The organism is Streptomyces sp. NBC_01334 (assembly GCF_035983595.1).
Classification (GTDB): Bacteria; Actinomycetota; Actinomycetes; order Streptomycetales; family Streptomycetaceae; genus Streptomyces; species Streptomyces coriariae.
Genome location: NZ_CP130718.1, coordinates 2,059,282 through 2,086,241, shown reverse-complemented (window position 1 = coordinate 2,086,241; position 26,960 = coordinate 2,059,282). Strand labels below are relative to the sequence as shown.

The 26,960-nt window shown below is 71.2% G+C and carries 23 protein-coding genes and 2 tRNA genes; 18 read left to right on the top strand and 7 right to left on the bottom strand.

Translation table 11 applies throughout. From position 1 onward, the window contains the following. Positions 1-22 precede the first annotated feature (22 nt). Together OG736_RS09445 and OG736_RS09440 are read left to right on the top strand one after the other, a co-directional pair. On the top strand, positions 23-469 hold the full coding sequence (locus tag OG736_RS09445; RefSeq protein ID WP_327182038.1) for a hypothetical protein: 447 nt from the start codon (positions 23-25) through the stop codon (positions 467-469). A gap of 179 nt (positions 470-648) precedes the next feature. After that, on the top strand, positions 649-801 hold the full coding sequence (locus tag OG736_RS09440; RefSeq protein WP_020128804.1) for a hypothetical protein: 153 nt from the start codon (positions 649-651) through the stop codon (positions 799-801). Between the two features lie 146 nt (positions 802-947). Here the strand turns inward: OG736_RS09440 and OG736_RS09435 are convergent, their stop codons facing one another. Both OG736_RS09435 and OG736_RS09430 read right to left on the bottom strand, forming a co-directional pair. Beyond that, positions 948-1,508, bottom strand: coding sequence for a CGNR zinc finger domain-containing protein (locus OG736_RS09435; protein ID WP_327182037.1), 561 nt, complete (start codon positions 1,506-1,508; stop codon positions 948-950). A 273-nt stretch (positions 1,509-1,781) separates the two neighbouring features. Then, positions 1,782-2,195 (bottom strand): SsgA family sporulation/cell division regulator, encoded by a 414-nt coding sequence (locus OG736_RS09430; protein WP_004002642.1) that lies wholly within the window; start codon positions 2,193-2,195, stop codon positions 1,782-1,784. A gap of 191 nt (positions 2,196-2,386) precedes the next feature. Between OG736_RS09430 and OG736_RS09425 the strand changes: the two genes are divergently transcribed. From OG736_RS09425 to OG736_RS09395, 7 genes are all read left to right on the top strand, one after another. Then, complete coding sequence (locus OG736_RS09425) at positions 2,387-2,848, top strand: TIGR02611 family protein (protein WP_327182036.1); 462 nt, start codon at positions 2,387-2,389, stop codon at positions 2,846-2,848. 78 nt (positions 2,849-2,926) lie between these two features. Further along, a tRNA-Val gene (locus tag OG736_RS09420) sits at positions 2,927-2,998 on the top strand. An 893-nt stretch (positions 2,999-3,891) separates the two neighbouring features. Then, positions 3,892-5,181, top strand: a complete 1,290-nt coding sequence (locus OG736_RS09415; RefSeq protein ID WP_327182035.1) for an ABC transporter substrate-binding protein — start codon at positions 3,892-3,894, stop codon at positions 5,179-5,181. Between the two features lie 14 nt (positions 5,182-5,195). Next, a complete protein-coding gene (locus OG736_RS09410) occupies positions 5,196-6,152 on the top strand; it encodes a carbohydrate ABC transporter permease (RefSeq protein ID WP_327182034.1) in 957 nt (318 codons plus the stop codon). Then, positions 6,149-7,024, top strand: coding sequence for a carbohydrate ABC transporter permease (locus tag OG736_RS09405; RefSeq protein WP_327182033.1), 876 nt, complete (start codon positions 6,149-6,151; stop codon positions 7,022-7,024). Before OG736_RS09410 ends, OG736_RS09405 begins: the two co-directional genes overlap by 4 nt. A 10-nt stretch (positions 7,025-7,034) precedes the next feature. Then, entirely contained in the window at positions 7,035-7,625 is a 591-nt protein-coding gene (locus tag OG736_RS09400) for a hypothetical protein (protein WP_327182032.1), read from the top strand. 102 nt (positions 7,626-7,727) lie between these two features. After that, complete coding sequence (locus tag OG736_RS09395) at positions 7,728-10,463, top strand: exo-rhamnogalacturonan lyase family protein (protein WP_327182031.1); 2,736 nt, start codon at positions 7,728-7,730, stop codon at positions 10,461-10,463. A gap of 7 nt (positions 10,464-10,470) precedes the next feature. Here the strand turns inward: OG736_RS09395 and OG736_RS09390 are convergent, their stop codons facing one another. After that, positions 10,471-12,891 (bottom strand): SCO7613 C-terminal domain-containing membrane protein, encoded by a 2,421-nt coding sequence (locus OG736_RS09390; RefSeq protein ID WP_327182030.1) that lies wholly within the window; start codon positions 12,889-12,891, stop codon positions 10,471-10,473. Positions 12,892-12,957: 66 nt separating this feature from the next. Between OG736_RS09390 and OG736_RS09385 the strand changes: the two genes are divergently transcribed. Then, a complete protein-coding gene (locus OG736_RS09385) occupies positions 12,958-13,404 on the top strand; it encodes an SRPBCC family protein (RefSeq protein ID WP_327182029.1) in 447 nt (148 codons plus the stop codon). Between the two features lie 39 nt (positions 13,405-13,443). Beyond that, positions 13,444-13,515, top strand: a tRNA-Val gene (locus OG736_RS09380). Positions 13,516-13,571: 56 nt separating this feature from the next. Here the strand turns inward: OG736_RS09380 and OG736_RS09375 are convergent. Then, entirely contained in the window at positions 13,572-14,300 is a 729-nt protein-coding gene (locus OG736_RS09375) for a 3'-5' exonuclease (protein ID WP_327182028.1), read from the bottom strand. A 168-nt stretch (positions 14,301-14,468) separates the two neighbouring features. Between OG736_RS09375 and OG736_RS09370 the strand changes: the two genes are divergently transcribed. The 3 genes from OG736_RS09370 to thrS all read left to right on the top strand — a co-directional run bounded on the left by OG736_RS09370 (position 14,469) and on the right by thrS (position 18,334). Further along, entirely contained in the window at positions 14,469-15,035 is a 567-nt protein-coding gene (locus OG736_RS09370) for a DUF4365 domain-containing protein (protein ID WP_327182027.1), read from the top strand. Beyond that, positions 15,032-16,267 carry a hypothetical protein gene (locus OG736_RS09365; protein WP_327182026.1) on the top strand — a complete coding sequence of 412 codons (1,236 nt, stop codon included), beginning with the start codon at positions 15,032-15,034 and terminating at the stop codon, positions 16,265-16,267. Before OG736_RS09370 ends, OG736_RS09365 begins: the two co-directional genes overlap by 4 nt. A 90-nt stretch (positions 16,268-16,357) precedes the next feature. Continuing rightward, positions 16,358-18,334 (top strand): threonine--tRNA ligase, encoded by a 1,977-nt coding sequence (thrS, locus tag OG736_RS09360; RefSeq protein ID WP_327182025.1) that lies wholly within the window; start codon positions 16,358-16,360, stop codon positions 18,332-18,334. A gap of 28 nt (positions 18,335-18,362) precedes the next feature. Here the strand turns inward: thrS and OG736_RS09355 are convergent, their stop codons facing one another. Then, complete coding sequence (locus OG736_RS09355; protein WP_327182024.1) at positions 18,363-19,025, bottom strand: potassium channel family protein; 663 nt, start codon at positions 19,023-19,025, stop codon at positions 18,363-18,365. Between the two features lie 67 nt (positions 19,026-19,092). Between OG736_RS09355 and OG736_RS09350 the strand changes: the two genes are divergently transcribed. Further along, positions 19,093-19,656 carry an HIT family protein gene (locus tag OG736_RS09350; RefSeq protein ID WP_327182023.1) on the top strand — a complete coding sequence of 188 codons (564 nt, stop codon included), beginning with the start codon at positions 19,093-19,095 and terminating at the stop codon, positions 19,654-19,656. Between the two features lie 192 nt (positions 19,657-19,848). Here OG736_RS09350 and OG736_RS09345 read toward each other — a convergent pair whose 3' ends face one another. Further along, a complete protein-coding gene (locus tag OG736_RS09345) occupies positions 19,849-21,510 on the bottom strand; it encodes an AbeC-like domain-containing protein (RefSeq protein ID WP_327182022.1) in 1,662 nt (553 codons plus the stop codon). Between the two features lie 198 nt (positions 21,511-21,708). After that, positions 21,709-23,904 (bottom strand): elongation factor G-like protein EF-G2, encoded by a 2,196-nt coding sequence (locus OG736_RS09340; protein ID WP_327182021.1) that lies wholly within the window; start codon positions 23,902-23,904, stop codon positions 21,709-21,711. A gap of 219 nt (positions 23,905-24,123) precedes the next feature. Here OG736_RS09340 and pgsA point away from each other — a divergent pair, with 219 nt between their 5' ends. The 3 genes from pgsA to OG736_RS09325 are packed head-to-tail and all read left to right on the top strand — an operon-like array spanning position 24,124 to position 26,956. After that, positions 24,124-24,876, top strand: coding sequence for a phosphatidylinositol phosphate synthase (gene pgsA / locus OG736_RS09335; RefSeq protein WP_327187566.1), 753 nt, complete (start codon positions 24,124-24,126; stop codon positions 24,874-24,876). Next, positions 24,873-25,790, top strand: a complete 918-nt coding sequence (locus OG736_RS09330; RefSeq protein ID WP_327182020.1) for a phosphatidylinositol mannoside acyltransferase — start codon at positions 24,873-24,875, stop codon at positions 25,788-25,790. Before pgsA ends, OG736_RS09330 begins: the two co-directional genes overlap by 4 nt. Beyond that, entirely contained in the window at positions 25,787-26,956 is a 1,170-nt protein-coding gene (locus tag OG736_RS09325) for a glycosyltransferase family 4 protein (RefSeq protein ID WP_327182019.1), read from the top strand. Before OG736_RS09330 ends, OG736_RS09325 begins: the two co-directional genes overlap by 4 nt. The last annotated feature ends 4 nt before the right edge of the window (positions 26,957-26,960 follow it).

The following is a 26,960-nucleotide window of genomic DNA, read 5'->3' as shown; positions in this document are numbered from 1 at the left end:
GAGCCCACGCCTGGAGGACCGGATGATTGCCGAGACCGTCTGTTCCGCCGCCGCCGTGGCCGGCCTCGGCATCGCGGCGGTCACCGCCTATCGCAAGCGCTTCCTGGCGGCCGCCCGCATCGCCGCCTACGCCCTGGTGCCGCTGGGCCTCGTGATGACCGGCGTCGTCGAATGGGCCGCCGATACCGCCTTCAGCCCGACGGCCTGGGCGGGCTTCGCCGTGCTCGGCGGGGCCTGGGCTCTCTTTGCCACCACCCGCACCGTGGAGCGCCGTCGCGGCGGCACCCGCAAGGAGCGCAGAGCGGCGGCCCGCTCCGCGCAGGCCGAGGCGGTGGCCCCCGCCGCCTCCGCGCCCTCCCTGGGCCAGGCCTCCCGCCCGGCGTCCCGTCCCGCGGCCGCACCCCGCGCGACCGGCGGCGCCGACGACTTCAGCGACATCGAGGCCATCCTGAAGAAGCACGGCATATGAGCCGGGGCGATGAATCCCTGGCCACGGGGTGGCCCGGGCGTCTGAAACGACACAGTCGGCCTGCCCGTGCGCGGAAGTGATCACGGCACGACAGCGACGTCACGGAATCCGGGCCATCCCGCTCATTCCGGGCGCGTGATCGCGCGAGAGGCGTCACCTGCGTCATCATCGCCCGCGAGATGCTGGACACGACACAGAGCGACGCCGCGCCGCCGCAGGACGAGCCGCGCGGGTGCCTCTTCGCCCTTTCCCAGCCACCGCTGATGATCTTTCTAGCGGTGATCGGGTGTCTGCTGCTCATGGCTTCGCTGCATGATCTGCTGCTGCTCTGAGCCGTACCCGCGGTCCCCGGCGTCACCCGCCGGGGCCGCGTCGGCATCGAGGGACGGCTAGGGACGGCTAGGGACGGCTAGGGACGGCTAGGGACGTCGACGGGCGTCGAGGAACCGCGAGAGGGACCCCGCAGTGAGGCCGGCCTTCAGCCCGCCGCCTCCTTGCGGCGCGCCCGGTAGGCGGCCACGTGCAGGCGGTTGCCGCAGGTGCGGCTGTCGCAGTACCGGCGGGAGCGGTTGCGGGAGAGGTCGACGAAGGCGCGCCGGCAGTCCGGGGCCTCACAGCGCCGAAGCCGCTCCTGCTCCCCGGCCACCACGAAGAACGCCAGGGCCATCCCGCAGTCGGCCGCCAGATGGTCGGCGACCGAGGCACCGGGCGCGAAGTAGTGCACATGCCAGTCGTAGCCGTCGTGGTCCGTGAGGCGTGGCGTGGTGCCCGCGGCGGCGACCAGCTCGTTGATCAGTCCGGCGGCGGTCCGCGGGTCCGAGGCCGCGAAGATACCGGCGAACCGTCCACGGATCTTGCGCACCGCGGACAGGTCGAACTCGGACAGCACGCCGACGTCACTGATCTCGTGCTTTCGTACGAAATCCGCGAGGGCGGCGACATCCGGCAGCGCGTCCGGGGTCGTGTCCTCCTCCGGTGCGGTGTTCACCAGTTCCACCACGGCATCGAGCGCACACCGGGTGTCGTGGGTGATCAGCACATTTCGCTCCCTGGCCTGGGGGTCGGGCGAGCGCCCGCCGATGCTGGCCGATGGTAGCCGCACCGGGCCGTCGAGCAACGGTCACTCGGGTACCGGATCCCCGGCGTCCGGCCGGGGAGGCCGGGGGAGCCCCGCCCGGACGTGCCGCGCGCACGCCGACGCCGCCCCACGGGAGACCCGTGGCACGGCGTCGGCGCATGCCCTATTCGGTTGTCCTGGCCCGAGCCGTCTCCCCGAGTGGACGGCGCCGGGCAGCTCGGTGTGAGCCTCGCCCTAGCTCTCCGCCAGGATGTGCGAGAGCTCCTGATCGAGATCGAAGTGCCGGTGTTCCGTGCCAGGAGGCACGGCGGCGTCCGTCCGCTTCAGGAAGGACTCCAGGGCCCGCGCAGGGGCCTCGAGCAGGGCTTCGCCCTCGGGAGAGCTCAGGGCGATGCAGACGACGCCCTGACCGTGACTGCGCGACGGCCAGACACGGACGTCGCCGGTGCCCGTGGGCCGGTGCAGGCCTTCGGCGAGCAGGTCGCGGGCGAACACCCACTCGACGGTCTCCTCGGCACCGGTGTGGAAGGTGGCGTGCACGGCGTAGGGGTCGGCCGTGTCGTACCGCAGGCCTGCGGGGACAGGCAGGGAGGACTCGCTCGACACAACGAGGCGCAGGTGCAGCTCGCAGCTGACCGTGGTGTTCATAAGCGCCAGGGCCTTTCGCTCAGTGTGCGCTCGGGGATTCGCACGTCGGCGAAATCGACATGCCACCTACGGTGCCGTTGTAAACCCCTCTGAGTGTTTTGCGTGCCTTTACGTAACTCTTCCGGCCGACAGTGCGTTCGCCCGGTACCACCATTCCGGTGACCGGATTCTCTCGGGTAAGGTCGGGCTGTATGAACACGGGGAGTGACGAGTCGGGCGAGGCGGTCGTGGCGGTGGACAGGTCGAAGCCGGGCGATGCGGCGGAGGAGCAGCAGGGCCAGGCGCTCGGCTCCAGGGCGCCCGAATTCGTCAAGGCGCGCCGCATGCTGCACCTGAGCTGGCAGGTCGGGGTCTTCGTGATCGGCCTCGCCGTGGTGGGCGCCGGCATCGTCATGTTGCCGCTGCCCGGTCCCGGCTGGGTGGTGATCTTCGGCGGCATGGCGATCTGGGCGACCGAGTTCGTCTGGGCGCAGCTGGTGCTCCGCTGGACCAAGCGCAAGGTCACCGAGGCGGCCCAGCGCGCGCTCGACCCGAAGGTCCGCCGCCGCAACATCACGCTGACCGCGATCGGTCTCGTGATCATTTCCGTCCTGATGGGTGTCTACCTGTGGAAGTTCGGCTTCGAGATGCCCTGGAAGATCAAGGACCAGTGATCCGCCGCGGAGGCGCGGGGGAGGGTCGGCCCTGGTCACAGCCACCCGCTGACATGGGGTAATGTTCTTCCTGCGTCCGGGCGATTAGCTCAGTGGGAGAGCGCTTCGTTCACACCGAAGAGGTCACTGGTTCGAACCCAGTATCGCCCACCCGGAACGTCGGCCCGCCTGCGAGAACGCAGGCGGGCCGACGTCGTTCGCGGCGGCAACCGGCGTCCCGCACGTGCCCACGGGGCTCCCTCCGGCCGTCAGGCCCGGCACCGACGCCTCTCCGGCCCTTCGAGCCGGGTCGCCCCTTCTCCGCCTGTTCGAGCCGGGCCGCATCGCCTCCGGGCCCCTCGGGGCCCGGCCGCACCGCCTCTCCGACCCTGGGCCCGGTGGCTACCCCTCTCCGGTCCCCCGGGCCGGACAGTGCCGTCTCTCCGCTCCCGCGTGCCCTGCCGCGCCCCCTCCGCCCCGTCGAGCCCGGCCGCACCGCCGCCTCGGTCGCCCACCGGCGACGAGCCCCGGCCCCCGCCCTCGCTTCCTGCGCCACCCCTCGCCTCACCCGCCCCGCCCTGCCCCCCCGCTTCCTGCGCCACCCCTCTCGCCGGCGCCGACCCGCCCGCCGGCGAACACGGCATACGAACTCGGCGTACGGCTCGTCAGCGGCCGGGCCGAGCCCTTTCCGGTCGAGGTGGACGGCGCACGGAGATGGGCCGGGTGCTGGGCAATCTGCTCGTCGACGCCCCGCTCCCTCGTCCCGCCAGGCTCCCGCTCCTCGGGAGACTCCCTTTCCCGCAGGCGGATTTCAGCCCCTCGGCGTGATCTTCCGACGACCGGTCAGCGGTTCGGTGATTCGAACAGGCGTCTCTCACCTGCGAGTTCGCCCGGTCGGTGGGACTGCGTCACTCGTGCGGGCGCGGTTCGCCGAGGAAGCCCTGTGCAAGAAATTCCTGTCCGAATCATTGACGCTCTCTCAACCCCCTCGTACCTTGTGCCAGCAAGCGCTTTCTTGAAACGATTCATGCAAGCGGCAACGACGCTGCGGGGAGGGCCCGACTGTGGGAACCAGCAGGAATGTTGAGAGGCGAACGATCCTGAAGGCCGCGGGGGCGACGGCGGCCACACTGGGCCTGGCCGCGACCACCGGGTGCGGGGGAGGCGACGGTACGTCGGCGGACGGGACGGTCACGATCCGTTACGCCTGGTGGGGTGGCGAGCCGCGGACCATCGCCATCAAGAAGACGATCGCGCTCTTCGAGAAGAAGTACCCGAAGATCAAGATCAAGCCCGAATTCACCGACTACGAGGCGTTCTGGGAGAAGTTCCAGACCCAGGCCTCCGGCGGGAATCCGCCGGACGTTTTCCAGAATGCGGTCGGCTTTCTGCGCAAGTACGACAAGCGCGGTGTTCTGATGGATCTCAAGTCGCAGGCGGACGCGGGGAACCTGAGCCTGGAGAACTTCCGCAACGGCGTACTGGCGAACGGTCAGGTCGACGGCAAGCAGATCGGCATTCCGGTCGGCGCCAACACCATGTCGCTCGTCATCGACCTCAAGGCCTTCAAGAGCGCGGGCGTCGAGGCGAAGTTCGGGTGGACCTGGGACGAGTACTTCGCCGCGCTGCAGAAGATCCAGGACAAGCTGAAGATCGCCGGTGACACCGGCTACTTCAGCATCATGTACCTCTACGACCTGTACCTGCGTCAGAACGGCAAGGCCTTCTTCACCGACAGCGATCTCGGCTTCACCGAGGACGATGTGACGCAGTGGTGGGAGGACGGCTACAAGCGCGTGAAGTCCGGGCTGGTCGCCGACCCGAAGAAGATCGAGCAGGTCAAGCCGAAGTCCGGGCTCTCGGCGGGCCTCGCCGCGTCCGAGTTCACCTGGGACAACTTCTCCATCCGCTACCAGGGCGAGGGCGAGTCGGACTACGGGCTCGCGCCGATCCCCACCACGGACGGCAAGGACACCGGCCAGTACCTCGGTTCGCTGATGCTGAGCGCTTTCTCCGGGACGAAGCACCCGAAGGAGGTGGCCCAGTTCATCGACTTCATGGTCCACGACCCCGAGGTCGGCAAGATCATGGGCTACGACCGCGGCATCCTCTCCACCACCGAGCAGTACGACGCCTTCAAGCCGACCGACCCCAACAACAAGGGCGTCTCGGCCTACGAGGACGAGGTCGCCAAGGCCGGCGTCCTCGGGAAGATCACCCCGCACCCGTCCGGCGCGGACGTCATCGAGGCGGCCTTCCTGCGGATCGGCGGTGAGGTCGCCCAGGGCAAGACCAAGCCGGCCGACGCCGCGAAGGCGCTGTTCAGCGAGGCCAAGGCCGCGTTCGCGGGCTGAGGGGACGTACCACCATGACGCTCGTCAAGGAAGCGCCCGCGCGCCCGGCGAAGAAGCGGTCCGCCGCTCCTGCCGCCGGGCGGCGCGGGCGGCGCCGCGAGAACCTCGCCGGCTATCTCTTCATGTCGCCGTGGATCGCGGGTTTCCTGCTGCTCACGGCGGGGCCGATGATCGCGTCGCTCTACTACGCGTTCACCAGCTACAACCTGTTCACGCCGCCCCGGTGGGTGGGGCTCGACAACTTCACGACGATGTTCCAGGACCCGCGCTGGCAGAAGTCGGTCGAGGTCACGCTGAAGTACGTCGTCGTGGCCACACCGCTGAAGCTGCTCCTCGCGCTCGGAGTGGCGCTGCTGCTCGCGCAGAAGCGGCGCGGACAGGCCCTGTACCGGGCCGCGTTCTACATGCCGTCGCTGATCGGCGCCAGCGTCTCCGTGGGCTTCGTGTGGCGGGCGCTGTTCTCCGACGACGCCGTCGTGGACCGTACGCAGAAGATCTTCGGGCTCGACGTCGGCGGCTGGATCGGCAACCCGGACTATGTCCTGTACTCCCTGGTGGCTCTGAGCATCTGGCAGTTCGGCGCGCCTATGGTCATCTTCCTGGCGGGGCTCAAGCAGGTGCCGCAGGAGCTGTACGAGGCCGCCGAGATGGACGGGGCCGGCCCCCTGCGGCGGTTCTGGAACATCACGCTGCCGATGATCTCCCCGGTGCTCTTCTTCAACGTGCTGCTGGAGTCCATCCACGCGTTCCAGGTGTTCGGCTCGGCGTATGTCGTCTCCGACACCCGGTGCGGACCGGCCGACGCCACCCTCGTCTACACCTGTTACCTGTATCAGAAGGGCTTCAAGGAGGCCCAGATGGGCTTCGCCTCCGCGATGGCCTGGACGCTGGTGATCGCGGTGGCGCTCGTCACGGCGGTCCTGTTCTGGTCGCAGAAGAAGTGGGTGCACTACGAGGAGGCCGCCAAGTGACCAGTGCCACCAGCCCCGCCGTGCGCCCCGCGCACGAGCGGCGGCGCATCGGATCCCTCGCCTGGCACGTGGGCGCGATCCTCGTGCTCGCGGTCGTGCTCTACCCGGTCGTCTGGGTGCTCGGCGCCTCGTTCAAGCCGAGCAAGGACATCATCGCCAGCATCGACCTGCTGCCCACCGAACCGATCTGGGCGAACTTCTCCGGGCTCGCCGACGGCATCTCCGGCATCTCCATCTCCAGCTTCTTCACCAACTCGCTGATGTACGCGGGCCTGGCCGTGGTCGGTGTGGTGCTCTCCAGCTCGCTGACGGCGTACGCCTTCGCCAAGATCCGGTTCGCCGGGCGGAACCTGCTGTTCACTCTGATGATCGGCACCCTGCTGCTGCCGTACCACGTGCTGCTCATCCCGCAGTACGTGCTGTTCCGCAACCTCGGCTACATCGACACGCTCGTGCCGCTGGTCGCGGGCAAGTTCCTGGCCACGGAGGCGTTCTTCGTCTTCCTGATGGTGCAGTTCATGCGCGGGCTGCCGCGCGAGCTGGACGAGGCCGCCAAGCTCGACGGCTGCGGGCACCTGAGGACCTACTGGTCCATCGTGCTGCCGCTGAGCCGCCCGGCCATCATCACCAGCGCCATCTTCACGTTCATCAACGCGTGGAACGACTTCATGGGGCCGTTGATCTATCTCAACACCCCTTCCAAGTACACCGTTTCGCTCGGCCTGATGATGTTCCGCGACCAGGAGGGCATCTCCAACTACGGCAGCATGATCGCGATGTCGTTGGTGGCGCTAGTGCCGGTCATCGCCTTCTTCATGGCCTTCCAGCGCTATCTCATCGACGGCATGGCGACCTCCGGACTGAAGGGCTGAGGAGGACACCATGGCGCAAGCGCGTGTGAAGCCACGCAAGGAGTCCGTGTTCGGCGAGCGCTTCGCGGTGTTCGCCGAGTGCCTGCTCACGGGAGTGTGGATCGCCGTGGCCTGTCTCGGGGTCGTCACCTACCCCGCGGCCTTCGCCGCCGGCGCCCGGCATCTGCGGCGTCGCACGTCCCATGAGGTCGGTGGCGGACGGGAGTTCGTCGCCGACTTCCGGGCTGCCGTGCGCGGCGGGTGGGTCGTCGGGCTCGCCGGGTGGGCGGTGGCCGCCGCGGTCTGGGTGGACGTCCTGGCCGCGCGGGCCGGGATTCCCGGCGGGCCGCTCGTCGGGGCCGTCGGCATCCTCGCGCTGATCGGGCTCGCCGTGGCCCTGCTGCGGGCGGCGGCCGTCTGGGCTCCGGGCCGCGCCTGGCGGGCGCTGCTCGCGCAGGCCGGGCGGCGGACCGTGCTCGATCCCGCCGGTTCCTTCCTGGTCGTCTGCGGGCTGGCCGTCGTCGTCCTGTCCGCCTGGGTCGTCGCGCCGTTGGCGGTCCCGGTCCTCGGGGCCGTCGCGGCGGCGGCCGTCGCCGTCGAGGAGCGGTACCGGCACCGCTGACGGCCGCGCCCTCGCACCAGGCCGGCGCCCCGGGCGCCGTGCCTCTCTCTGTCATGCCCCTGACCACCCCTGCACCCGCACGGAAAGGAAAGGCTGCGTCTCATGTCTCCCATCCCCCGTAGGTCCCTCCTCAAGGCGGCCGCCGTCGCCGGAGCCGCCGCCCAGTTCAGCTGGGCCCTGGGCGCCAAGGACGCGCAGGCCGAGCCGAGAGCCGCCGCGGCCGACGCCGATCCCGTGACCCTGGACTGGCTGGAGGACGGCGGCCTCGGCGCCGCCCCCGGTTCCACGCTCGGCGTGCCCTGGCCCATGGGCACGTACCAGGAGGACCAGACCTTCGCGCTGACGGACGCCGACGGCAAGGACGTCCCCGTACAGTCCTGGCCGCTCGCCTACTGGCCGGACGGATCCCTGAAGTGGACGGCGCACGCGGTCGGTTCGGGCTCCGGCAAGCTCACCCTCGCCGCCGGAGCCCCGGCCGCGCCCGCCAAGAAGGTCACCGTCGACAAGAGCGGTGGCACCGTCGTCGTGTCGACGGGCGTCATCACCGCGAAGATCGGCAAGTCGGGCGCCACGCTCATCAAGTCCGTCACCCGTGGCTCCACCGAGATCGCCAAGAACGGCCGACTGGTCCTGATCCGGCAGCCCGAGATCGAGGACGAGGACCAGGGCACCGTCAAGACCGAGCGCTTCGAGGGCGCCATCGACGGCGTCACCGTCGAGCAGAGCGGCCCGGTCCGCGCGGTCGTCCGCATCGACGGCAAGCACCGCAAGGGCAGCCGCAGTTGGCTCCCGTTCTCCATCCGCCTGTACTTCTACGCGGGCGCCGACTCCTTCCGCATGGTGCACACCATCACCTACGACGGGAAGCAGGAGCCCGGCAAGGCGAGCGGCGACTTCATCCGGGGGCTGGGCGTCCGCTTCACCGTCCCGATGCGCGACGAGTCCTACGACCGTCACATCCGCATCGGCGGCGAGGGCACCGGTCTGCTGCGCGAGGCGGTCAAGGGCATCACGGGTCTGCGCCGTGACCCCGGCGCAGCGGTGCAAGCGGCCCAGTACGCGGGCCAGAAGCTCCCCGACCCCGCCACCTGGGACCAGCGGGTCACCACCCGCCTCCAGTACATCCCCGAGTGGGGCGACTACACCCTCTCGCAGCTGTCGGCGGACGGCTTCGCGCTGCGCAAGCGCACCAAGAAGGGCTACGGCTGGATCGGCGCCGGCGGCGGCAAGCGGGCCTCCGGCTTCGGCTACGTCGGCGGGGCGAGCGGCGGCTTCTCCTTCGGCCTCAGGGACTTCTGGGAGAAGCACCCCGCCCAGCTCGACATCCGCGACGCGCACACCGACGAGGCCGAGGTCACCCTCTGGCTCTGGTCGCCCGAGGCGCAGCCCATGGACCTGCGCTTCTACCACGACGGCATGGGCCAGGACACCTTCCCCGAACAGCTCGAGGGCCTCAACATCACCTACGAGGACTACGAGCCCGGCTTCGGCACCCCCTACGGTATCGCCCGTACCTCCGAACTCCTCTTCTGGGCCAATGAGTCGACGCCCGCCCCGGAGAAGCTCGCTGAACAGGTCGAGGCCGTACGGGTGCTGCCCCAGCTCGCCGCCCCGCCCAGGCAGCTCATCAAGGCCAAGGTGTTCGGCCCGGGCCTGTACGCCGAGCCGGACCGCTCCACTCCGGCCAAGGCGAAGATCGAGGACCACCTCGACTTCCTCTTCACCTACTACAAGGACCAGGTGGAGCAGCGCCGTTGGTACGGCTTCTGGGACTACGGCGACATCATGCACACCTACGACACCGTCAGGCACCAGTGGCGGTACGACATCGGCGGCTACGCCTGGGACAACTCCGAGCTGTCACCGGACCTCTGGCTCTGGTTCGCCTACCTGCGCTCCGGCCGCGCGGACATCTTCCGCTTCGCCGAGGCGATGACCCGGCACACCGGCGAGGTCGACGTCTACCACCTCGGCCAGTGGGCGGGCCTGGGCACCCGGCACGGCGTGCAGCACTACGCCGACAGCGCCAAGCAACAGCGCATCGCCAACACCACCTACCGGCGCTACTACTACTTCCTCACCGCGGACGAACGCGTCGGCGACCTCATGCACGCCAACGTCGACTCCGACGAGACGTTCCTCGCCCTGGACCCGCTCCGCAAGATCCGCACCGAGCCGTACACCCCCGACCGGCACGCCCTGTCGATCGGCTTCGGCACCGACTGGAGCGGCCTGGTGTCGGCGTGGCTGACCGAGTGGGAACGCAAGGGCCCGAAGTGGGAGAAGGCGAAGGCCCGCGTCCTGTCCACCATGGAGACCATCGGCGCCCAGCCCAACGGCTTCGTGCAGGGCAGCGGCCTGTACGACCTCGACACCGGCAGGTTCGCGGTGGCCACGGCCCCGGTCGTCGGCGTCTCGCACCTGTCCGCCGTCTTCGGCCTCAACGAACTGTGCGCCGAACTCATCCACCTGGTCGACATCCCGAAGTTCAAGGAGGCGTACCTCGACTACTGCCGCTACTTCAACGCCACCAAGGCGGAACAGGCGGCGCGCTACGGCAGCAACTTCGGCACCCTGCTGCTCTTCCAGGGCCACTCGCGTCTCGACGCGTACGCCGCCGTCCAGACCGGGGACGAGGCGCTGGCCAAGCGGGCGTGGACGAAGTTCTACAGCTCCGACGGCTACATGGAGTCCTCGCCGTGGAAGACGGAGCCGCTGAGCGGCCCCGCCACCCTGGTCGCGGGTGGCGAGGCCGCCTGGGTGTCCACCAACGACACCGCCCTCTACGGCCTCGCCGCCATCGAGAACCTGGCGCTGCTCGGCGACAGGATGCCGTGACGGACCGCTAGTTCATCCGCCCCAGGACCTCCCGCACCCGCCGGACATCGCGCAGCCGCTGCTCGTACGTCGCACCGAGTGCGAGCAGCAGCAGCCCGGCGAGGGCGGGAGGCACCCAGCGGGGGAGCGCGTCGGTCACCTGGACCAGGTACGGGGCGAGCTCGTGCAGCGTCACCAGGGCGAGCACCGAGCCGCCCAGCACGAGCGGAGCCCGCAGCCGGTGCCGGGCGCCCAGCAGGGTGAGCAGCAGCCCGGCCGCGCCCAGCAGCAGCGGGCGCGTCCACTCGACGTCGCTCCAGGCCGTGGCGAGGCTCGGCAGGAGCGTCACGGTGAGACCGGGACCGTACGCCGTCCAGGACGACGCGGCCGGGTCGCGGCGCCGGCGCAGGGCTCCGACGAGCAGCGCCGGGACCGTGACCGGCAGCGTGTACGCCTCCGGGAGCCCCACCCGCCAGGCCGCCAGCCGGACCCACGCGGCCAGCACGAAGAGGGCGACGGCCGCGTAGCCGACGTCACGGCGGTCCGGACGTACGGCCGTGCCGGCCGCGATCACCCCGCACAGGGACAGCACCAGGGCCAGCAGGGGCGGGTCGGCCACCGCGAGACCGATGGCGACGAACCCGGCGACGGCCCCCGTCGCCTCGACCGTCACCGTCGTCACGGAGTCGTCCAGCCGCGCCGCGAGCAGGGCCGCTGCCACCGGGACGACGAGCACCAGCAGCGCGACGACCTCCGGCCGCCAGCCGGCGGACGCGCCCACGGCGCAGCCCAGGGCCGTGGCCCAGCCCAGGGCGGCGGCCGCGGACACCGGCGTCTGCCGACCGCGCCACGCGGCCACCGCGAACACCACGGTCAGCGACGCGAGAACGCCGAGGGTCGCCGGCTCGGTGGCCAGCGACAGGAAGGCGAGACCGAGCGAGGTGAGCAGGGCGAGCCCGGTGGCCGTCCGCGCAGCCGCCCCGCGAAGCGCAGGCGCCAGGAGCGCCGGCACGGTGAGCCCCTGGATCGACAGGCCGACGAGGTAGGGAAGCTCCAGCGCCGTGGGTGTGACGAGCACCGCGGCCCAGGTGAGCGTCAGCGCGGCGGTCAGCGCCTGCGGGCGCCACTCCTCGGCGCGGACCGCCGTGGCCAGGACCGCGGCGACCGCGAGGAGGACCAGCGGCACCGTGACGGCGTACGGCGGCCAGAAGGCGTCGACCGTCACCGCGGCACGGGCGTCGGCCGGGGCCCCGGCCCAGACGTGCCGCAGCCACGCCACCGGTCCCAGCAGCGTGACGCCCACGGCGGGCACCGCCCACAGCACCGCACCCGCCTGGACGACACCGGACGCCAGGACGACACCCCGGCGCACCGCCGACGGGCCCCGCGCGGCGGCCAACAGCGCGATCCCGCAGGCCAGACAGGCCGGCACCACCCAGTCACCGGCCACCGACACCCGGAGCACACCGCCCGGGCCGGCCACCGCACACAGGGCGGCGGTCGTAGCCATCCCCGTCGCGAGTCCCGGCCGCGGCGCGAACCGGGCCACACCCAGGGCGATCGCCGCCGCCAGGAGGAGGAGCGCCGCCGCACGGGCGGCGGCGCCCGGACCGGACGCTCCCAGGGAGAGCAGACCGGCCGCCAGGACACCCCAGCCTCCCGTGCCGAACGCGCACACCAGGGCGACGAGACGCACCGGCCGCTCGGACACCCGGAGCGCGACCACCGCGTCGAACGCCGTCGTCAGCAGCACCGCGGCCGTGACCGTGAGCGGGCCGCCGCCGAGCGCGACCGTCCAGAGGAGCAGGGGGAGTTGGGCGACCGCCAGGGCGGCGGGGTGCGGCAGGCGCAGCGTGGCCGGGCCCGGCAGCGCGGCGAGCGCCGTGCCGTACGCCGACCACAGCGCCGCCAGCGCCGTCGAAGCCGCCGCCGCGTACGTCGTACCGTCCGCCGCCGTGAACACGACCTCGTGCAGGGCGTAGGCGTCCAGCACGGTCAGCGCGAGGCCGAGGCCGGCCACCGACTCGGCGGTCGAACGCAGCCCCCGCCGCAGCAGCGCCACGGGCGCGCCGAGCACCGCCAGCGTGACCGCGCCCAGTACCAGGGAGCGGCCGGCGATCCCCAGATGCCCCCAGCTGACCAGCGTGAACACCATCGCCGCGATGGTGAGCAGGATCCCGCCGAGCAGGAGGAGGACGTTCTGCACACCCGGGGCGGTGGCCTCGGGGCGGGCGGAAGGACCGGGCTGCGCCGGCCGGCTCGGCCACACCGGCGGGGCCGGCTGTACCGCCTGCTGAAGCATCGTGATCAGCCAGGCGCGGCGGGCCAGCAACTGGGCCCGGCGGGCGTCCAGTTGCCGGAGCTCGTTGTCGAGGAAGCGCAGCTCCTCGGCCGGGGGCGGAAAATACGTCATGTGCCGCAGTGTGGTCCGCGTCACGGCCGACGGCATGAGCGCACGTACTCAGAACGTACTCAATCGCGGTCGGCCCGGCCCCCGTACGGGCACACTCGGCCCATGGACTGGACCCGTTACCGCTTCCGCAGCCTGTGGGCCCTGCCCGCGCCGCCCGCCCGCGTGTACGACGCGCTGGAGCGGGCCGAGGACTACCCGCGCTGGTGGCGCCAGGTGCGCGAGGTGAACCAGGTCGACGCCACGACCGGCGTGATCCGCGTCCGCTCGATCCTCCCGTACGACCTGACCTTCACCGCGCGCGAAGTGCGGCGCGACGCGGCGGCCGGGGTCCTGGAGATCGCGATGACGGGCGACATCGAGGGCTGGGCGCGCTGGACGGTCACCGCCGACGGCTCCGGCACCCTCGCCCTCTACGAGCAGGTGGTCCAGGTCAACAAGCCGCTGCTGCGGCGGTTCGCCGTCCCGGGCCGGCCGGTGTTCCGTCTCAACCACCGGCTGATGATGCGGGCCGGACGGCGCGGCCTGGCCGAGTACCTCGAAGCGGTTTGAAGGAAGCCCGCGAAGACCTGTATTGTTCGGTGCGTTCCCGGGCGATTAGCTCAGTGGGAGAGCGCTTCGTTCACACCGAAGAGGTCACTGGTTCGAACCCAGTATCGCCCACCGGGAAAGGCCGGTCCGCATCACGCGGACCGGCTTTTTTGTGTCGGCGCCCCGGCTCAGGCCGCCGCCGCCGGCAGTTCCGGGCGCAGCGGCCAGGAGGGGTCCACCGTCTCCGGGGTGCCGCTGCGCGCGAACCACGCCTGGAGCCCGCGCGCCTGCGCCGCGTGCCAGGTCGTCTGGAGCGCGTGCAGCTCGGCGGGGGACAGGCGTTCCAGCCGGGCCGCGAACCGTCGGCCCAGCGCCCGGACGACCTCCAGCGCGGCCAGCGCGTCCGCCGCCGCGTCGTGCGCGTCGGCCAGCGTGACGCCGTAGTGCGCGCACAGGTCGGTGAGTGTGCGCCGACCCTTGCGGTAGCGGTCCAGATGTTTGTCGAGGACCCGCGGGTCCAGCACCCGCAGCGGCGTCGCGTCCACCCAGTGGCCCAGTGCGGAGGCGCGGTGCCTGCGCAGCTCACGGTCGAGCAGCGTCAGGTCGAACGGCGCGTTCATCACCACCAACGGACGTCCCGCGGCGGCCTGTTCGGCGAGCAGCCCGGCTATCTCGAACATCACCGGCGACGGCCAGCGGCCGTTGCGCTGGAGGTGGTCGTCCGTCAGTCCGTGCACTTCCGTCGCCCCGGCCGGCACCGGCACGCCCGGGTTCACCAGCCAGCGGCTCACCCTCGGCCGGACCCCCGGCGCATCCTGGACGACGAGGGCGGCCGACACGATCCGGTCGGTCTCCACGTCGACGCCCGTCGTCTCCGTGTCAAAGGCGGCCAGAGGCCCCTCGTACCAGTACGTCATACCCACACAACCCCTCGTTCACCCACGGCAGCTGACGCCCCGTCTTCTGCCTGTTTGGTGATACCCGGGCTGTTTGCGACGTACGCCGGAAGGACACAACACGAGTACGGGTCCTTGCAGTTCAGCGGCCCGTCACGGGGACTGGCTTTGCGTGGAAGGCTGTTGGTCATGGCGATAGCGCAGCCCGAGCGGGGCGGGCTGCTGCCCGAACGCGAAGGGCTTCATCGCGGCACGCTCGCCACCACCGCCTGCATGGAGACACTCCAGGTGGGCTATCTGCACGCGGTCGCGGCGGCAGCGGGGTGCTCGCTGTCCCAGCCGTTCCCGGACAACGGCATCGACTGGCACGTCAGCCACAGCGCACCCGGGCACACCGTCGACGACGAGGTCACCATCAAGGTGCAGCTCAAGGCGACCTATCAGATCCGGCCCAACCCGCCCGGCCGCTTCTTCTCCTTCACGCTCGACAACGACCACCTGCGCAAACTCGCCCGCACCCCGGTGTCGGTGCACAAGATCCTCGTCGTGATGCTCGTCCCGCGGTCCCAGGACCAGTGGCTGCGCGCCGGCCACGACTGCCTCGAACTGCGGCACTGCTGCTACTGGGTCAATCTCGCCGGCCACCCGATCACCGGCCGGACCCGGACCACCGTGCGGATACCGACCGCACGCATCTTCGACGACCGGGCGCTGTGCGAGATCATGACGCGGGCCGGGACGGGAGGCAGACCATGACCCACCGCCCCCTCGACGAGCCACTGCGGGCCGTACGGCCGCACCCCGAGGCCCACTGGAACCAGGCACCCGAGCCCGGCGAGGTCGACCCGGCCGTCCTCGGCGCCCTGCTGCGCCGCCACGGCTGGCAGCGGCGCGGCGGCGCCGCGGGCCGCTACGGCCGCTGGACCCCGCCAGGACCGGGCGGCGGCGGGACCAGCCTGCTCGTGCCGGAGAGCCGGGCCTTCCCCGACAGCGACGACCTGCTCGGCGAGGCGCTGCTCGCGCTGGCCCGCAGCGGCATGCCCTCCGCGCGTGAGGTGCTCGTCGGTCTCGCCGTCCCGAGCGACGAGATCCGCTGGTGGCGGGACACCCCGGCCGGGCCCGCCGGGGCCGCGGCCTGGCCCGTCGAGGAACAGCTGCGCGCCGCCGCCCGCCAGATGCTGCTGGCCGGTGCGCTCGCCACGCGCGCGCGTGCCGGCTACCACGGTGCCCGGCACCGCCGCGCGGCCTTCGCGATGCTGGAGAGCGTCCTCGTCGGCTCCGCGGCCGGTGGACGCCTTCTGACGGCCTTCGTGCCCGTCGCGGGAGCCCGCCCCCTGGCCGTCCGCCTCCACCAGGCCCTGTACGCGGTCCGCGAGGCCATCGACTACCAGCGGGCCACCGGGGGCATGGACGCCTTCGACGGCGCCGTGGAGGCCGGCGCCAGCCGGGAGCTCACGGAGGCGCTGATCACCCTCGTCCGGGGCACCGAGGGCGCCCGGATCTCCGTCGAGTGGGCGCCGACCACCGGGGTCCCCGAGGCGTGCGCCGCGGGCGGCGAACCGGTCGAGTTCTCACCCGGCGACCTGTCCGTACTGCGCGAGGCGGGCGCCCGCTATCTCCGCGCGGAGCCCTCCGTGCCCGTGCGGATCACCGGCGCGGTCGTCCGGATGCGCAGGTCGGGGCCGCGCGGCGACGGCAGCGTACGGCTGCGCGTGCTGGCCGGCGCCGACATCCCGCACGTCCGGCTCACCCTCGACGAGGAGGACTACCGCATCGCCGGGCAGGCCCACCTGGTCGGGCTGCCGGTACGGGTGCAGGGCCGGCTGGAGAGCAGGGGCGGGTTCCGCCGGGTCACCGGCGCCTGCGGGGTGGTACCCGTACAGGTCGACGAGGCCGAGCGGGACCGGCTGATGAAGGCGATGCAGGGAAACGCGGGGGGCGCGGACTACTTCGAGGAAGCCTGCGAAGAGGAACAGCCGGGGGACTGATTTCGCGGTCGGCGGGTGCGGGTCGGTACGATCGCCTCTTGCGCGCGCCCAGGGTATGGCGCCGCACCCACCTTCAGTCAGGAGATACCGGTGTCAGACGTCCGTGTGATCATCCAACGCGATTCCGAGCGGGAAGAGCGCACGGTGACGACGGGCACCACGGCCGCCGACCTCTTCGCCGGCGAGCGCTCGATCATCGCCGCGCGCGTGGCCGGCGAGCTCAGGGACCTGTCGTACGTGCTCGTCGACGGCGAGGAGGTCGAGGCCGTCGAGATCTCCTCCACCGACGGTCTGAACATCCTGCGCCACTCCACCGCGCACGTCATGGCCCAGGCCGTGCAGGAGCTCTTCCCCGAGGCCAAGCTGGGCATCGGCCCGCCGGTCAAGGACGGCTTCTACTACGACTTCGACGTCGAGAAGCCGTTCACGCCCGAGGATCTCAAGGCCATCGAGAAGAAGATGCAGGAGATCCAGAAGCGGGGGCAGAGGTTCGCCCGCCGCGTGGTCACCGACGAGGCCGCCCGCGAGGAGCTCGCCGACGAGCCCTACAAGCTCGAGCTCATCGGCATCAAGGGCTCGGCCTCCACCGACGACGGCGCGGACGTCGAGGTCGGAGCCGGCGAGCTGACGATCTACGACAACCTGGACGCCAAGACCGGTGACCTGTGCTGGAAGGACCTCTGTCGCGGTCCCCACCTGCCCACCACCCGCAACATCCCGGCGTTCAAGCTGATGCGCAACGCGGCCGCCTACTGGCGCGGCAGCGAGAAGAACCCCATGCTCCAGCGCATCTACGGCACCGCCTGGCCCTCCAAGGAGGAGCTGAAGGCCCACCTCGACTTCCTCGCCGAGGCCGAGAAGCGCGACCACCGCAAGCTGGGCAGCGAGCTGGACCTCTTCTCCGTCCCGGAGCAGATCGGTTCCGGTCTCGCCGTCTTCCACCCCAAGGGCGGCGTCATCCGCCGGGTCATGGAGGACTACTCGCGCCGCCGCCACGAGGAGGAGGGCTACGAGTTCGTCTACACCCCGCACGCGACGAAGGGGAAGCTCTTCGAGACCTCGGGCCACCTGGACTGGTACGCCGACGGCATGTACCCGCCCATGCAGCTCGACGAGGGCGTGGACTACTACCTCAAGCCCATGAACTGCCCGATGCACAACCTGATCTTCGACGCGCGTGGCCGCTCCTACCGTGAGCTGCCGCTGCGCCTCTTCGAGTTCGGGACCGTGTACCGGTACGAGAAGTCGGGCGTGGTGCACGGTCTGACCCGCGCGCGCGGCTTCACCCAGGACGACGCGCACATCTACTGCACCCGCGAGCAGATGGCGGAGGAGCTCGACAAGACGCTCACCTTCGTCCTCGGTCTGCTGCGCGACTACGGCCTGACCGACTTCTACCTGGAGCTGTCCACCAAGGACCCGGAGAAGTTCGTCGGCTCCGACGAGGTCTGGGAGGAGGCGACCGAGACGCTGCGCCAGGTCGCCGAGAAGCAGGGCCTGCCGCTCGTGCCCGACCCGGGTGGCGCCGCCTTCTACGGCCCCAAGATCTCGGTCCAGACGAAGGACGCCATCGGCCGCACCTGGCAGATGTCGACCGTCCAGCTCGACTTCAACCTGCCGGAGCGCTTCGACCTCGAGTACACCGGCCCCGACGGCTCGAAGCAGCGCCCGGTGATGATCCACCGTGCCCTCTTCGGTTCGATCGAGCGGTTCTTCGCGGTGCTCCTGGAGCACTACGCGGGCGCCTTCCCGGCGTGGCTGGCCCCCGTCCAGGCGATCGGCATCCCGATCGGCGACGGACACGTGGAGTACCTGGAGAAGTTCGCCGCGGCCGCGAAGAAGCGGGGCCTGCGGGTGGAGGTGGACTCCTCCTCCGACCGGATGCAGAAGAAGATCCGCAACGCCCAGAAGCAGAAGGTGCCCTTCATGGTCATCGCGGGCGACGAGGACATGTCGGGCGGCTCGGTCTCCTTCCGCTACCGCGACGGCTCGCAGGAGAACGGCATCCCGTTCGACGAGGCCATCGCGAAGATCGCGAAGGTCGTCGAGGAGCGGACGCAGGTCTGACCCTGTCGTGCGCGGGCCCCCGGGGAGTTCACCTCTCCGGGGGCCCCACGTCGTCCCCGGCCCGTGCGAACCGCTGCATCAGATACGAGGAGAACGACCCGGTCACCGCGCCCAGCAGGGCGAGGCCGCAGCCCATCAGGACCACCGCGACCAGCCGCCCCATCGGAGTCACGGGGACGACATCGCCGTAGCCCACGGTCGCCAGCGTGGAGACCGCCCACCACAGCGCGTCGCCGAACGTACGGATCGACGCGTCCGGGGCGTTGTGCTCGTAGTGGTACACGGCAAGGGCGGCGGACAGGCCGAGCAGTGTGGACGCCATGCCCGCGTACAGCATCACCCGTGCCTGGAGCGCCAGCCGGGGTCCCTCCTGGCGGCGGTCCTGCATGGCGTCGTAGACCCGCACGATGCGCACCGGCCGCAGCAGGGGCAGCACGACGACCAGCGAGTCCAGCCAGTGCCGGTGGACGAAGCCCGGACCCTCGCCGCTCAGCCGCCAGCGCACCACGTAGTCCACGATGAACAGCGCCCAGGACCCGTACAGAACCGCCAGACTCAGGTCGAGCACCGGCCCGGGCAGCCCCTCTCCCAGGATCCGTACGCCGTACGAGACGAGAAAGAGCAGTGAGGCCACCGCGAGCGGGGTGCCCGCCCGCCGCTCCCAGCGTGCCGTCCGGTTGTCGTCGTCCACCGGCCAAGCTTGGCCGAGGCCCTCTCTCCCGCAGCCCCGGCGACACGCCGCGAACGGGCGAAGCAATATGCTGCCTTGCATGACGAGTGAGCCGGAACAGCAGATCGGAGTGGGCACGCAGGACGCGTTCCAGCGTCTGTGGACGCCCCACCGGATGGCCTACATCCAGGGTGAGAACAAGCCGACCGGTCCGGGTGCCGAAGACGGCTGTCCCTTCTGCTCGATCCCGGCCAAATCCGACGAGGACGGGCTGGTCGTCCGACGCGGTGAGCACGTGTACGCGGTGCTGAACCTGTACCCCTACAACGGCGGCCACCTGATGACCGTCCCCTACCGGCATGTCGCCGACTACACGGACCTGACGGTGCCGGAGACCGCCGAGCTCGCCGAGCTGACGAAGCAGGCGATGACGGCCCTGCGCCTCGCGTCCGGCGCGCACGGCTTCAACATCGGCATGAACCAGGGGACCGTCGCGGGCGCCGGCATCGCCGCCCACCTGCACCAGCACATCGTGCCCCGCTGGGGCGGGGACACGAACTTCATGCCGGTGGTGGGCCACACCCGCGTACTCCCACAACTGCTGGCAGACACCAGGAAAATGCTGGCAGAGGCCTGGCCGACACCGGCGTAGGTCCTCGGCGGAGGCTTCCGGGCCGACGGGGGACTGTCCAGCCGGTCGGGGACTTCCGGCCCCGCCCGGGAATTCCAGCCCGTCCGGCGTTCGAGGACGAGGCCGTCCAGGCCGAAAGCGGGGGTCTGGGGGCGCAGCCCCCAGAGACGGCACCTCAAGACACCCGCACGATTCCGGCCGACCGCCGGAGGCCTACGCGTCGTAGCTGTCGGCCTTGCGCGGCGACACGTCCTGGACCGCACCGCTGAGAGCCGACGAGCGCGAGCTGAACTTGTCGATGTCCACGTCGTGCTCCTTGAGCACCTTGATCGCGGCGGTGTGCACCACGCGCAGCACCGGCGTGGCCGCGCGCAGCGCGTCGTCGGCCATGAAGCGGTGCCGCCAGGGCTGGTCGGCCCAGGCGTGCCGCAGACCGAAGGGCTCGGGCAGGCCGATGGAACCGCCGAGCCACTTCAGCAGCGGCGGGTACCAGCTGATCGTCGCCCGCGCGGCCAGCCGGACCACCTCGTCGGGGGTGACCAGCGGGAGCTTGACCGTGCGCGTCTCCCAGAACCGGACGCTCTTGGCGACCTCCTTGGTGGGGGCCTCGGACTTCGTGGTGAACAGGCCGTTCACGGGGCCCAGGGCGTGGCCGGTGACCTCGATGCGCAGCGTCTCGTGCAGCACGGTCACCGTGATCAGCATGGTGATGATCAACTGGCCGTCCCAGAGGGGCCACTGGACGCCCAGGTAGTGCCGGTCGCCCCCGCCGAACTGCTGGTTGTTGCAGATGTCCTCTATGGCCCTCGGCTTGACCTGGTAGGCCTCGACGTCGGTGCCCTCCGGCCGGGCGACCGCCTTGGCGTTCTCACCGACCGGGGTGACGATCCAGTGCCGGACCGCGGGCGGCGGGAAACCGCCGGTCTTCAGACTCTGTCGGGGCAGCAGCTTCAGCTGGTCGTGGATGGCCCGCACGACCGTCCAGCTGCGGAACTCGTGGACGCCCTTCACGGGGTCGAGCGGTGTCAGCTCCTCGGCGAGGTGCCAGGCGCCCCAGCGCGTGCCCATACCGAGTATGCCCTTGGGGCCGGCGTAGAAGACCGAGTTGGACTGCTGTTCGGCGCTGAGCCGGGCCAGGGACTGGCGCAGCTGCTCGGCCGCCGTCTGGTTCGGGCTGGTCGGCACGGCCTCGGGGACCTTGGCGCCGACGCTGCTGCCGGCCAGCAGGCTGTCCCAGCGCTCGCGCAGGTCCGTCGCGGTGCTCTCGCAGATCCGCTTGGCCAGGAACCAGCCGGCCACGGGTGCCACGACGCAGCCGCGCGCGTACCAGCCGACGAGGCCGCCGAACGGCATCTTGACCAGGAAGAGCACGGCGAGGGCGCCCACGGCGACGAGCAGGCCGGTGCCGACGCCGGAGACCCGCTTGTTGTCCAGCTTCCCCATGGTCGCCCGCAGTTGGAAGACCAGCAGCCACACCAGCAGCCCGGGCAGGAAGAGCACACCGCACAGCAGCATCACGCCGGTCAGCTTCTGGTCGCGCTCGCGGCGGATGCGGTTGGCCGCGAGGCAGTGCTCGACGACGGCCTGCGGCTCACTGCCGAAGGACTGGATGAGCGGCTTGCGGCCGACCCCCAGCATGCGGTCGATCACCGCCTGGGAGAACGCCTCACCGAGGTTGGGCCGGAAGATCTTCGCCCAGCTGCGGCCGGGGTTGACCGCCGTCTGGTGCCACTCGTTGTCGGCCTTCTTGATGTCCTCCACCGGGTTGTCCCGGTAGGCCGCCGAGGCCAGGGCGAAGGTCGGTGTCTGCCCGCCGTCGCCCGTCTGCGGCACCTGTGGTCCGAAGATGTCCGCGTAACCGCTGTCAACGGTCATTCCCGCCCCCGATCGCCGCCGCTCCCGCTTCTGCGGCTTTCCCGACTTCCGTACTTCGCACACCTGTTGATCAGGTCATCAGCGTATCCGCAGGCGGCGACATCCGTCGGCGGACGGCCGAAGCCGCCCGCCGAATCGGAGGGAAACGTTCCACTATGGTGCCCCACCGGCCACTTGAGGACCGGCGGGCCTCAACCATCAGCCGCTCTGCACCTGTTGGCGGACCTTCTCGGCGACCTGCGCCGGCATCGGCTCGTGCCGGGCGTACGCGCGCTGGAAACGTGCCGTGCCGTGGGAGAGGGAGCGCAGGTCGACCGCGTACCGGCCGATCTCGATCTCGGGCACCTCGGCCCTGACGAGGGTGCGCCCGCCGCTGGTCTGCTCGGTGCCCAGCACCCGCCCGCGCCGCCCCGACAGATCGCTCATCACGGCGCCCACGTACGCGTCGCCGACCAGGACGGTCACCTCGGCCACCGGCTCCAGCAGATGGATCCGCGCCTCGGCCGCCGCCTCCCGCAGCGCCAGCGCGCCGGCCGTCTGGAACGCGGCGTCGGAGGAGTCCACCGAGTGCGCCTTGCCGTCGAGCAGGGTGATCCGGATGTCGACCAGCGGATGCCCGGCCTCCACCCCCTTGGCCGCCTGTGCCCGTACGCCCTTCTCGACGGACGGGATGAACTGCCGGGGCACCGCGCCGCCGACGACCTTGTCCACGAACTCGATGCCCGTGCCGCCCGGCAGCGGTTCCACCTCGATCTCGCAGATCGCGTACTGGCCGTGTCCGCCGGACTGCTTGACGTGCCGTCCGCGGCCGCCGGACTTCGCCGCGAACGTCTCCCGGAGGGGGACCTTGTGCGGGACGACGTCGACCTGGACCCCGTAGCGGGAGCGCAGCCGCTCCAGGGCCACGTCCGAGTGCGCCTCGCCCAGGCACCACAGGACCACCTGGTGGGTGTGCTGGTTCTGTTCCAGGCGCATCGTCGGGTCCTCGGCGACCAGCCGGCCCAGGCCCTGGGACAACTTGTCCTCGTCGGCCTTGCTGTGTGCCTGGATGGCGAGCGGCAACAGGGGGTCGGGCATCTGCCAGGGCTCCATGAGGAGCGGGTCGCCCTTGGCGGACAGGGTGTCGCCGGTCTCCGCGCGGCCGAGTTTCGCCACACACGCGAGGTCGCCCGCGATGCAGTGCGTCAGGTTCCGCTGCTGTTTGCCGAACGGCGCGGACAGGGCGCCGATGCGTTCGTCGACGTCGTGATCCTCGTGGCCGCGGTCGGCGAGGCCGTGCCCCGAGACATGGACGGTCTCGTCGGGGTGCAGGGTGCCGGAGAAGACCCGGACCAGCGAGACACGGCCCACGTACGGGTCGGACGAGGTCTTCACGACCTCCGCGACCAGGGGTCCGTCCGGATCGCACGCGGTCAGCTCGCGCGGCTCGCCGTCGATCGTCGTCACGCGCGGCGCCGGGCGCTCCAGGGGCGTCGGGAAGCCCCTGGTGACCAGTTCCAGCAGTTCCACCGTGCCGAGGCCCTGCCGGGCGCCCTCGGCGGCGGGTGCGGCCGCGAGGACGGGGAAGAACGTGCCGCGCGCGACGGCCCGCTCCAGGTCCTCGATCAGCGTCTTGACGTCGATCTGCTCGCCGCCGAGATAGCGGTCCATGAGGGTCTCGTCCTCGCTCTCGGCGATGATCCCCTCGATCAGCCGGTTGCGGGCCGTCTCGATGTCCGGCAGCTGGTCCTCGCCCGGCTCGGACTCCTTGCGTTCGCCGGTGGAGTAGTCGAACAGCTTCCGGGACAGCAGCCCGGTCAGTCCGGTCACGGGCGCGTGCCCGTCGGGCCCCTCGGGCCCGTGCAGCGGCAGGTAGAGCGGGAGCACCGCGTCCGGGTCGTCGTCGCCGAAGGCCTCCGCGCAGATCCGCGTCATCTCCTCGAAGTCCGCGCGGGCGGCCTCCAGGTGGGTGACGACGATCGCGCGGGGCATGCCGACGGCCGCGCACTCCTCCCACACCATCCGGGTCGAGCCGTCCACGCCGTCCGACGCCGAGACGACGAAGAGGGCCGCGTCCGCGGCGCGCAGACCGGCCCTGAGTTCCCCGACGAAGTCGGCGTATCCGGGGGTGTCGAGGACGTTGACCTTGATGCCGTCCCATTCCACGGGCACCAGGGAGAGCTGTACCGAGCGCTGCTGCCGGTGCTCGATCTCGTCGTAGTCGGAGACGGTGCCGCCGTCCTCCACGCGGCCCGCCCGGTTCACCGCTCCCGCCGTCAGGGCGAGAGCCTCCACCAATGTCGTCTTGCCCGATCCGCAGTGGCCGACCAGCACCACATTCCGTACGGACGCGGGGTGGTCGGCCGCTGTAGCCCTGCCGGCGGCTCCGGGACGTGCATTCGCCTTGTCGCCCATTTTCCTTGCCTCCCGAACACGGTGAGGTCACTGGGGGCGCGGGCACGGCGGCCCCGCGTGCGATGGCGGCTCCGGCGACGCCCGCGGTCCTTCGAGCTTTCCACTCCCGTCACGGCGCGTCCATACGGCGGACGCGACGCGGCCGTGACCCGGATGCCGTCAGGCCGGGACACGGTGGTCCGGGTGCCCGACCGTCGCACACACGCGCGCGTGGCTACGATGGGCCAGCCGGCGGCCAGCAGGGGCCGCGCGGCGACACCGACCCTCGGGAAGGCCATGCTGAACAAGTACGCGCGTGCATTCTTCACGCGTGTCCTCACACCGTTCGCCGCGTTTCTCATCCGCCGGGGTGTGAGCCCCGACACGGTCACGCTCCTCGGCACGGCCGGCGTGATCGCGGGCGCGCTGGTCTTCTACCCCAGGGGAGAGTTCTTCTGGGGCACGATCGTGATCACGCTCTTCGTCTTCTCCGACCTGGTCGACGGCAACATGGCCCGCCAGCTCGGCCGGACCAGCCGCTGGGGCGCCTTCCTGGACTCCACGCTCGACCGGGTCGCCGACGGCGCCATCTTCGGCGGCTTCGCGCTCTGGTACGCGGGCAACGGCGACGACAACGTCCTGTGCGCCGTCTCGATCTTCTGCCTGACCAGCGGCCAGGTGGTGTCGTACACGAAGGCCCGGGGCGAGTCGATCGGCCTGCCGGTCGCCGTCAACGGGCTCGTGGAGCGCGCCGAGCGCCTGGTGATCTCCCTGGTCGCGGCCGGCCTGGCGGGTCTGCACACGTTCGGCGTGCCCGGCATCCAGGTGCTGCTGCCGATCGCGCTGTGGATCGTCGCCGTCGGCAGCCTCGTCACCCTGATCCAGCGGGTCGTCACGGTCCGGCGCGAGTCGGCCGAGGCGGAGGCCGCCGCGGCCCAGGAGACCCCGGAGTCCCAGGGACACGAGGCGCAGGGGAGCGAGGCCGCGAAGTGAGCGCCCAGGAGCGCCTGGCCGACGCGCTGTACGGGCTCGGCTGGAGCACCGTCAAGAAGCTCCCCGAGCCCGTCGCCGTACGCCTCGGCCGCACCGTCGCCGACCTCGCCTGGAAGCGGCGCGGCAAGGGAGTGCGACGGCTGGAGAGCAACTACGCGCGCGTGGTGCCCGACGCGAGCCCCGAGCGCCTGTCCGAGCTCTCGCGCGCGGGGATGCGCTCCTATCTGCGGTACTGGATGGAGTCCTTCCGGCTGCCGGCCTGGAGCGCCGAGCGCATCAGCAACGGCTTCACCGCCAAGGACGTGCACCACCTGACCGACGGGATCGCCTCCGGCCAGGGCGTCATCCTGGCCCTGCCGCACATGGCCAACTGGGACCTGGCCGGCGCCTGGGTCACCACCGAGCTGCGGACGCCCTTCACCACGGTCGCCGAGCGTCTCAAGCCGGAGACGCTGTACGACCGGTTCGTCGCCTACCGGGAGGGTCTCGGCATGGAGGTGCTGCCGCACAGCGGCGGCACCGCCTTCGGCACCCTGGCCAGGCGCCTGCGCGACGGCGGGCTGGTCTGCCTGGTGGCCGAGCGCGATCTGTCCGCCTCCGGGGTCGAGGTGGACTTCTTCGGGGACACCGCCACGATGCCCGCCGGACCCGCCCTGCTCGCCCAGCAGACCGGCGCGCTGCTGCTCCCCGTCACCCTCTGGTACGACGACACGCCCGTCATGAAGGGCCGGGTGCATCCCCCGGTCGAGGTACCCGAGTCAGGTACGCGGGCCGAGAAGACGTCTGTCATGACACAGTCGCTGGCAGACGCCTTCGCCACCGGCATCGCCGACCACCCGGAGGACTGGCACATGTTGCAGCGGTTGTGGCTCGCGGATCTGGAACCCCGCCCGTCGGACGGGGACCCCGCGTGAGAATCGGCATCGTCTGCCCGTACTCCTGGGACGTGCCGGGTGGCGTCCAGTTCCACATCCGCGACCTCGCCGAGTACTTCATCCGGCTCGGCCACGAGGTCTCCGTCCTGGCCCCGGCCGACGACGACACCCCGCTGCCGCCGTACGTCGTCTCGGCCGGCCGCGCGGTCCCCGTGCCGTACAACGGCTCGGTGGCGCGCCTCAACTTCGGTTTCCTGTCCGCCGCGCGCGTGCGGCGCTGGCTGCACGACGGCGCGTTCGACGTCGTCCACATCCACGAGCCGACCTCGCCGTCGCTCGGCCTGCTGACCTGCTGGGCGGCCTCGGGCCCGATCGTGGCCACCTTCCACACGTCCAACCCGCGCTCGCGCGCCATGATCGCCGCGTACTCCATCCTCCAGGCCGCCCTGGAGAAGATCAGCGCGCGGATCGCGGTGAGCGAATACGCCCGGCGCACGCTGGTGGAGCACCTCGGCGGGGACGCGGTCGTCATCCCCAACGGCGTCGACGTCGACTTCTTCGCCCGGGCCGAGCCCAACCCCGAGTGGCAGGGCGGCACGATCGGCTTCGTCGGGCGCATCGACGAGCCCCGCAAGGGCCTGCCCGTGCTGATGCGCGCCCTGCCGAAGATCTTCGCCGAGCGCCCGGACGCCCGGCTGCTGGTCGCCGGCCGCGGCGACGAGAAGGAGGCGGTGGAGAGCCTGCCCAAGGAGCTGCACGCGCGTGTGGAGTTCCTCGGCATGATCAGCGACGAGGACAAGGCGCGCTTCCTGCGCAGCGTCGACCTGTACGTCGCCCCCAACACCGGCGGTGAGAGCTTCGGCATCATCCTCGTCGAGGCCATGTCGGCCGGGGCCCCGGTGCTCGCCTCCGACCTGGACGCCTTCGCCCAGGTCCTCGACCAGGGGGCGGCCGGCGAGCTGTTCGCCAACGAGGACGCGGACGCCCTGGCCGAGGCGGCGGTACGGCTCCTGGGAGACCCGGAGCGCAGAGAACAGCTGCGCGAGCGGGGAAGCGCGCACGTACGGCGCTTCGACTGGTCGACCGTCGGCGCGGACATCCTGTCGGTGTACGAGACGGTGACGGCCGGCGCGGCGGCGGTGGCGGCCGACGACGACCGGGGATCGCCGGGTCTGCGGGCCCGGCTCGGGCTGGCGCGGGACTGACCCC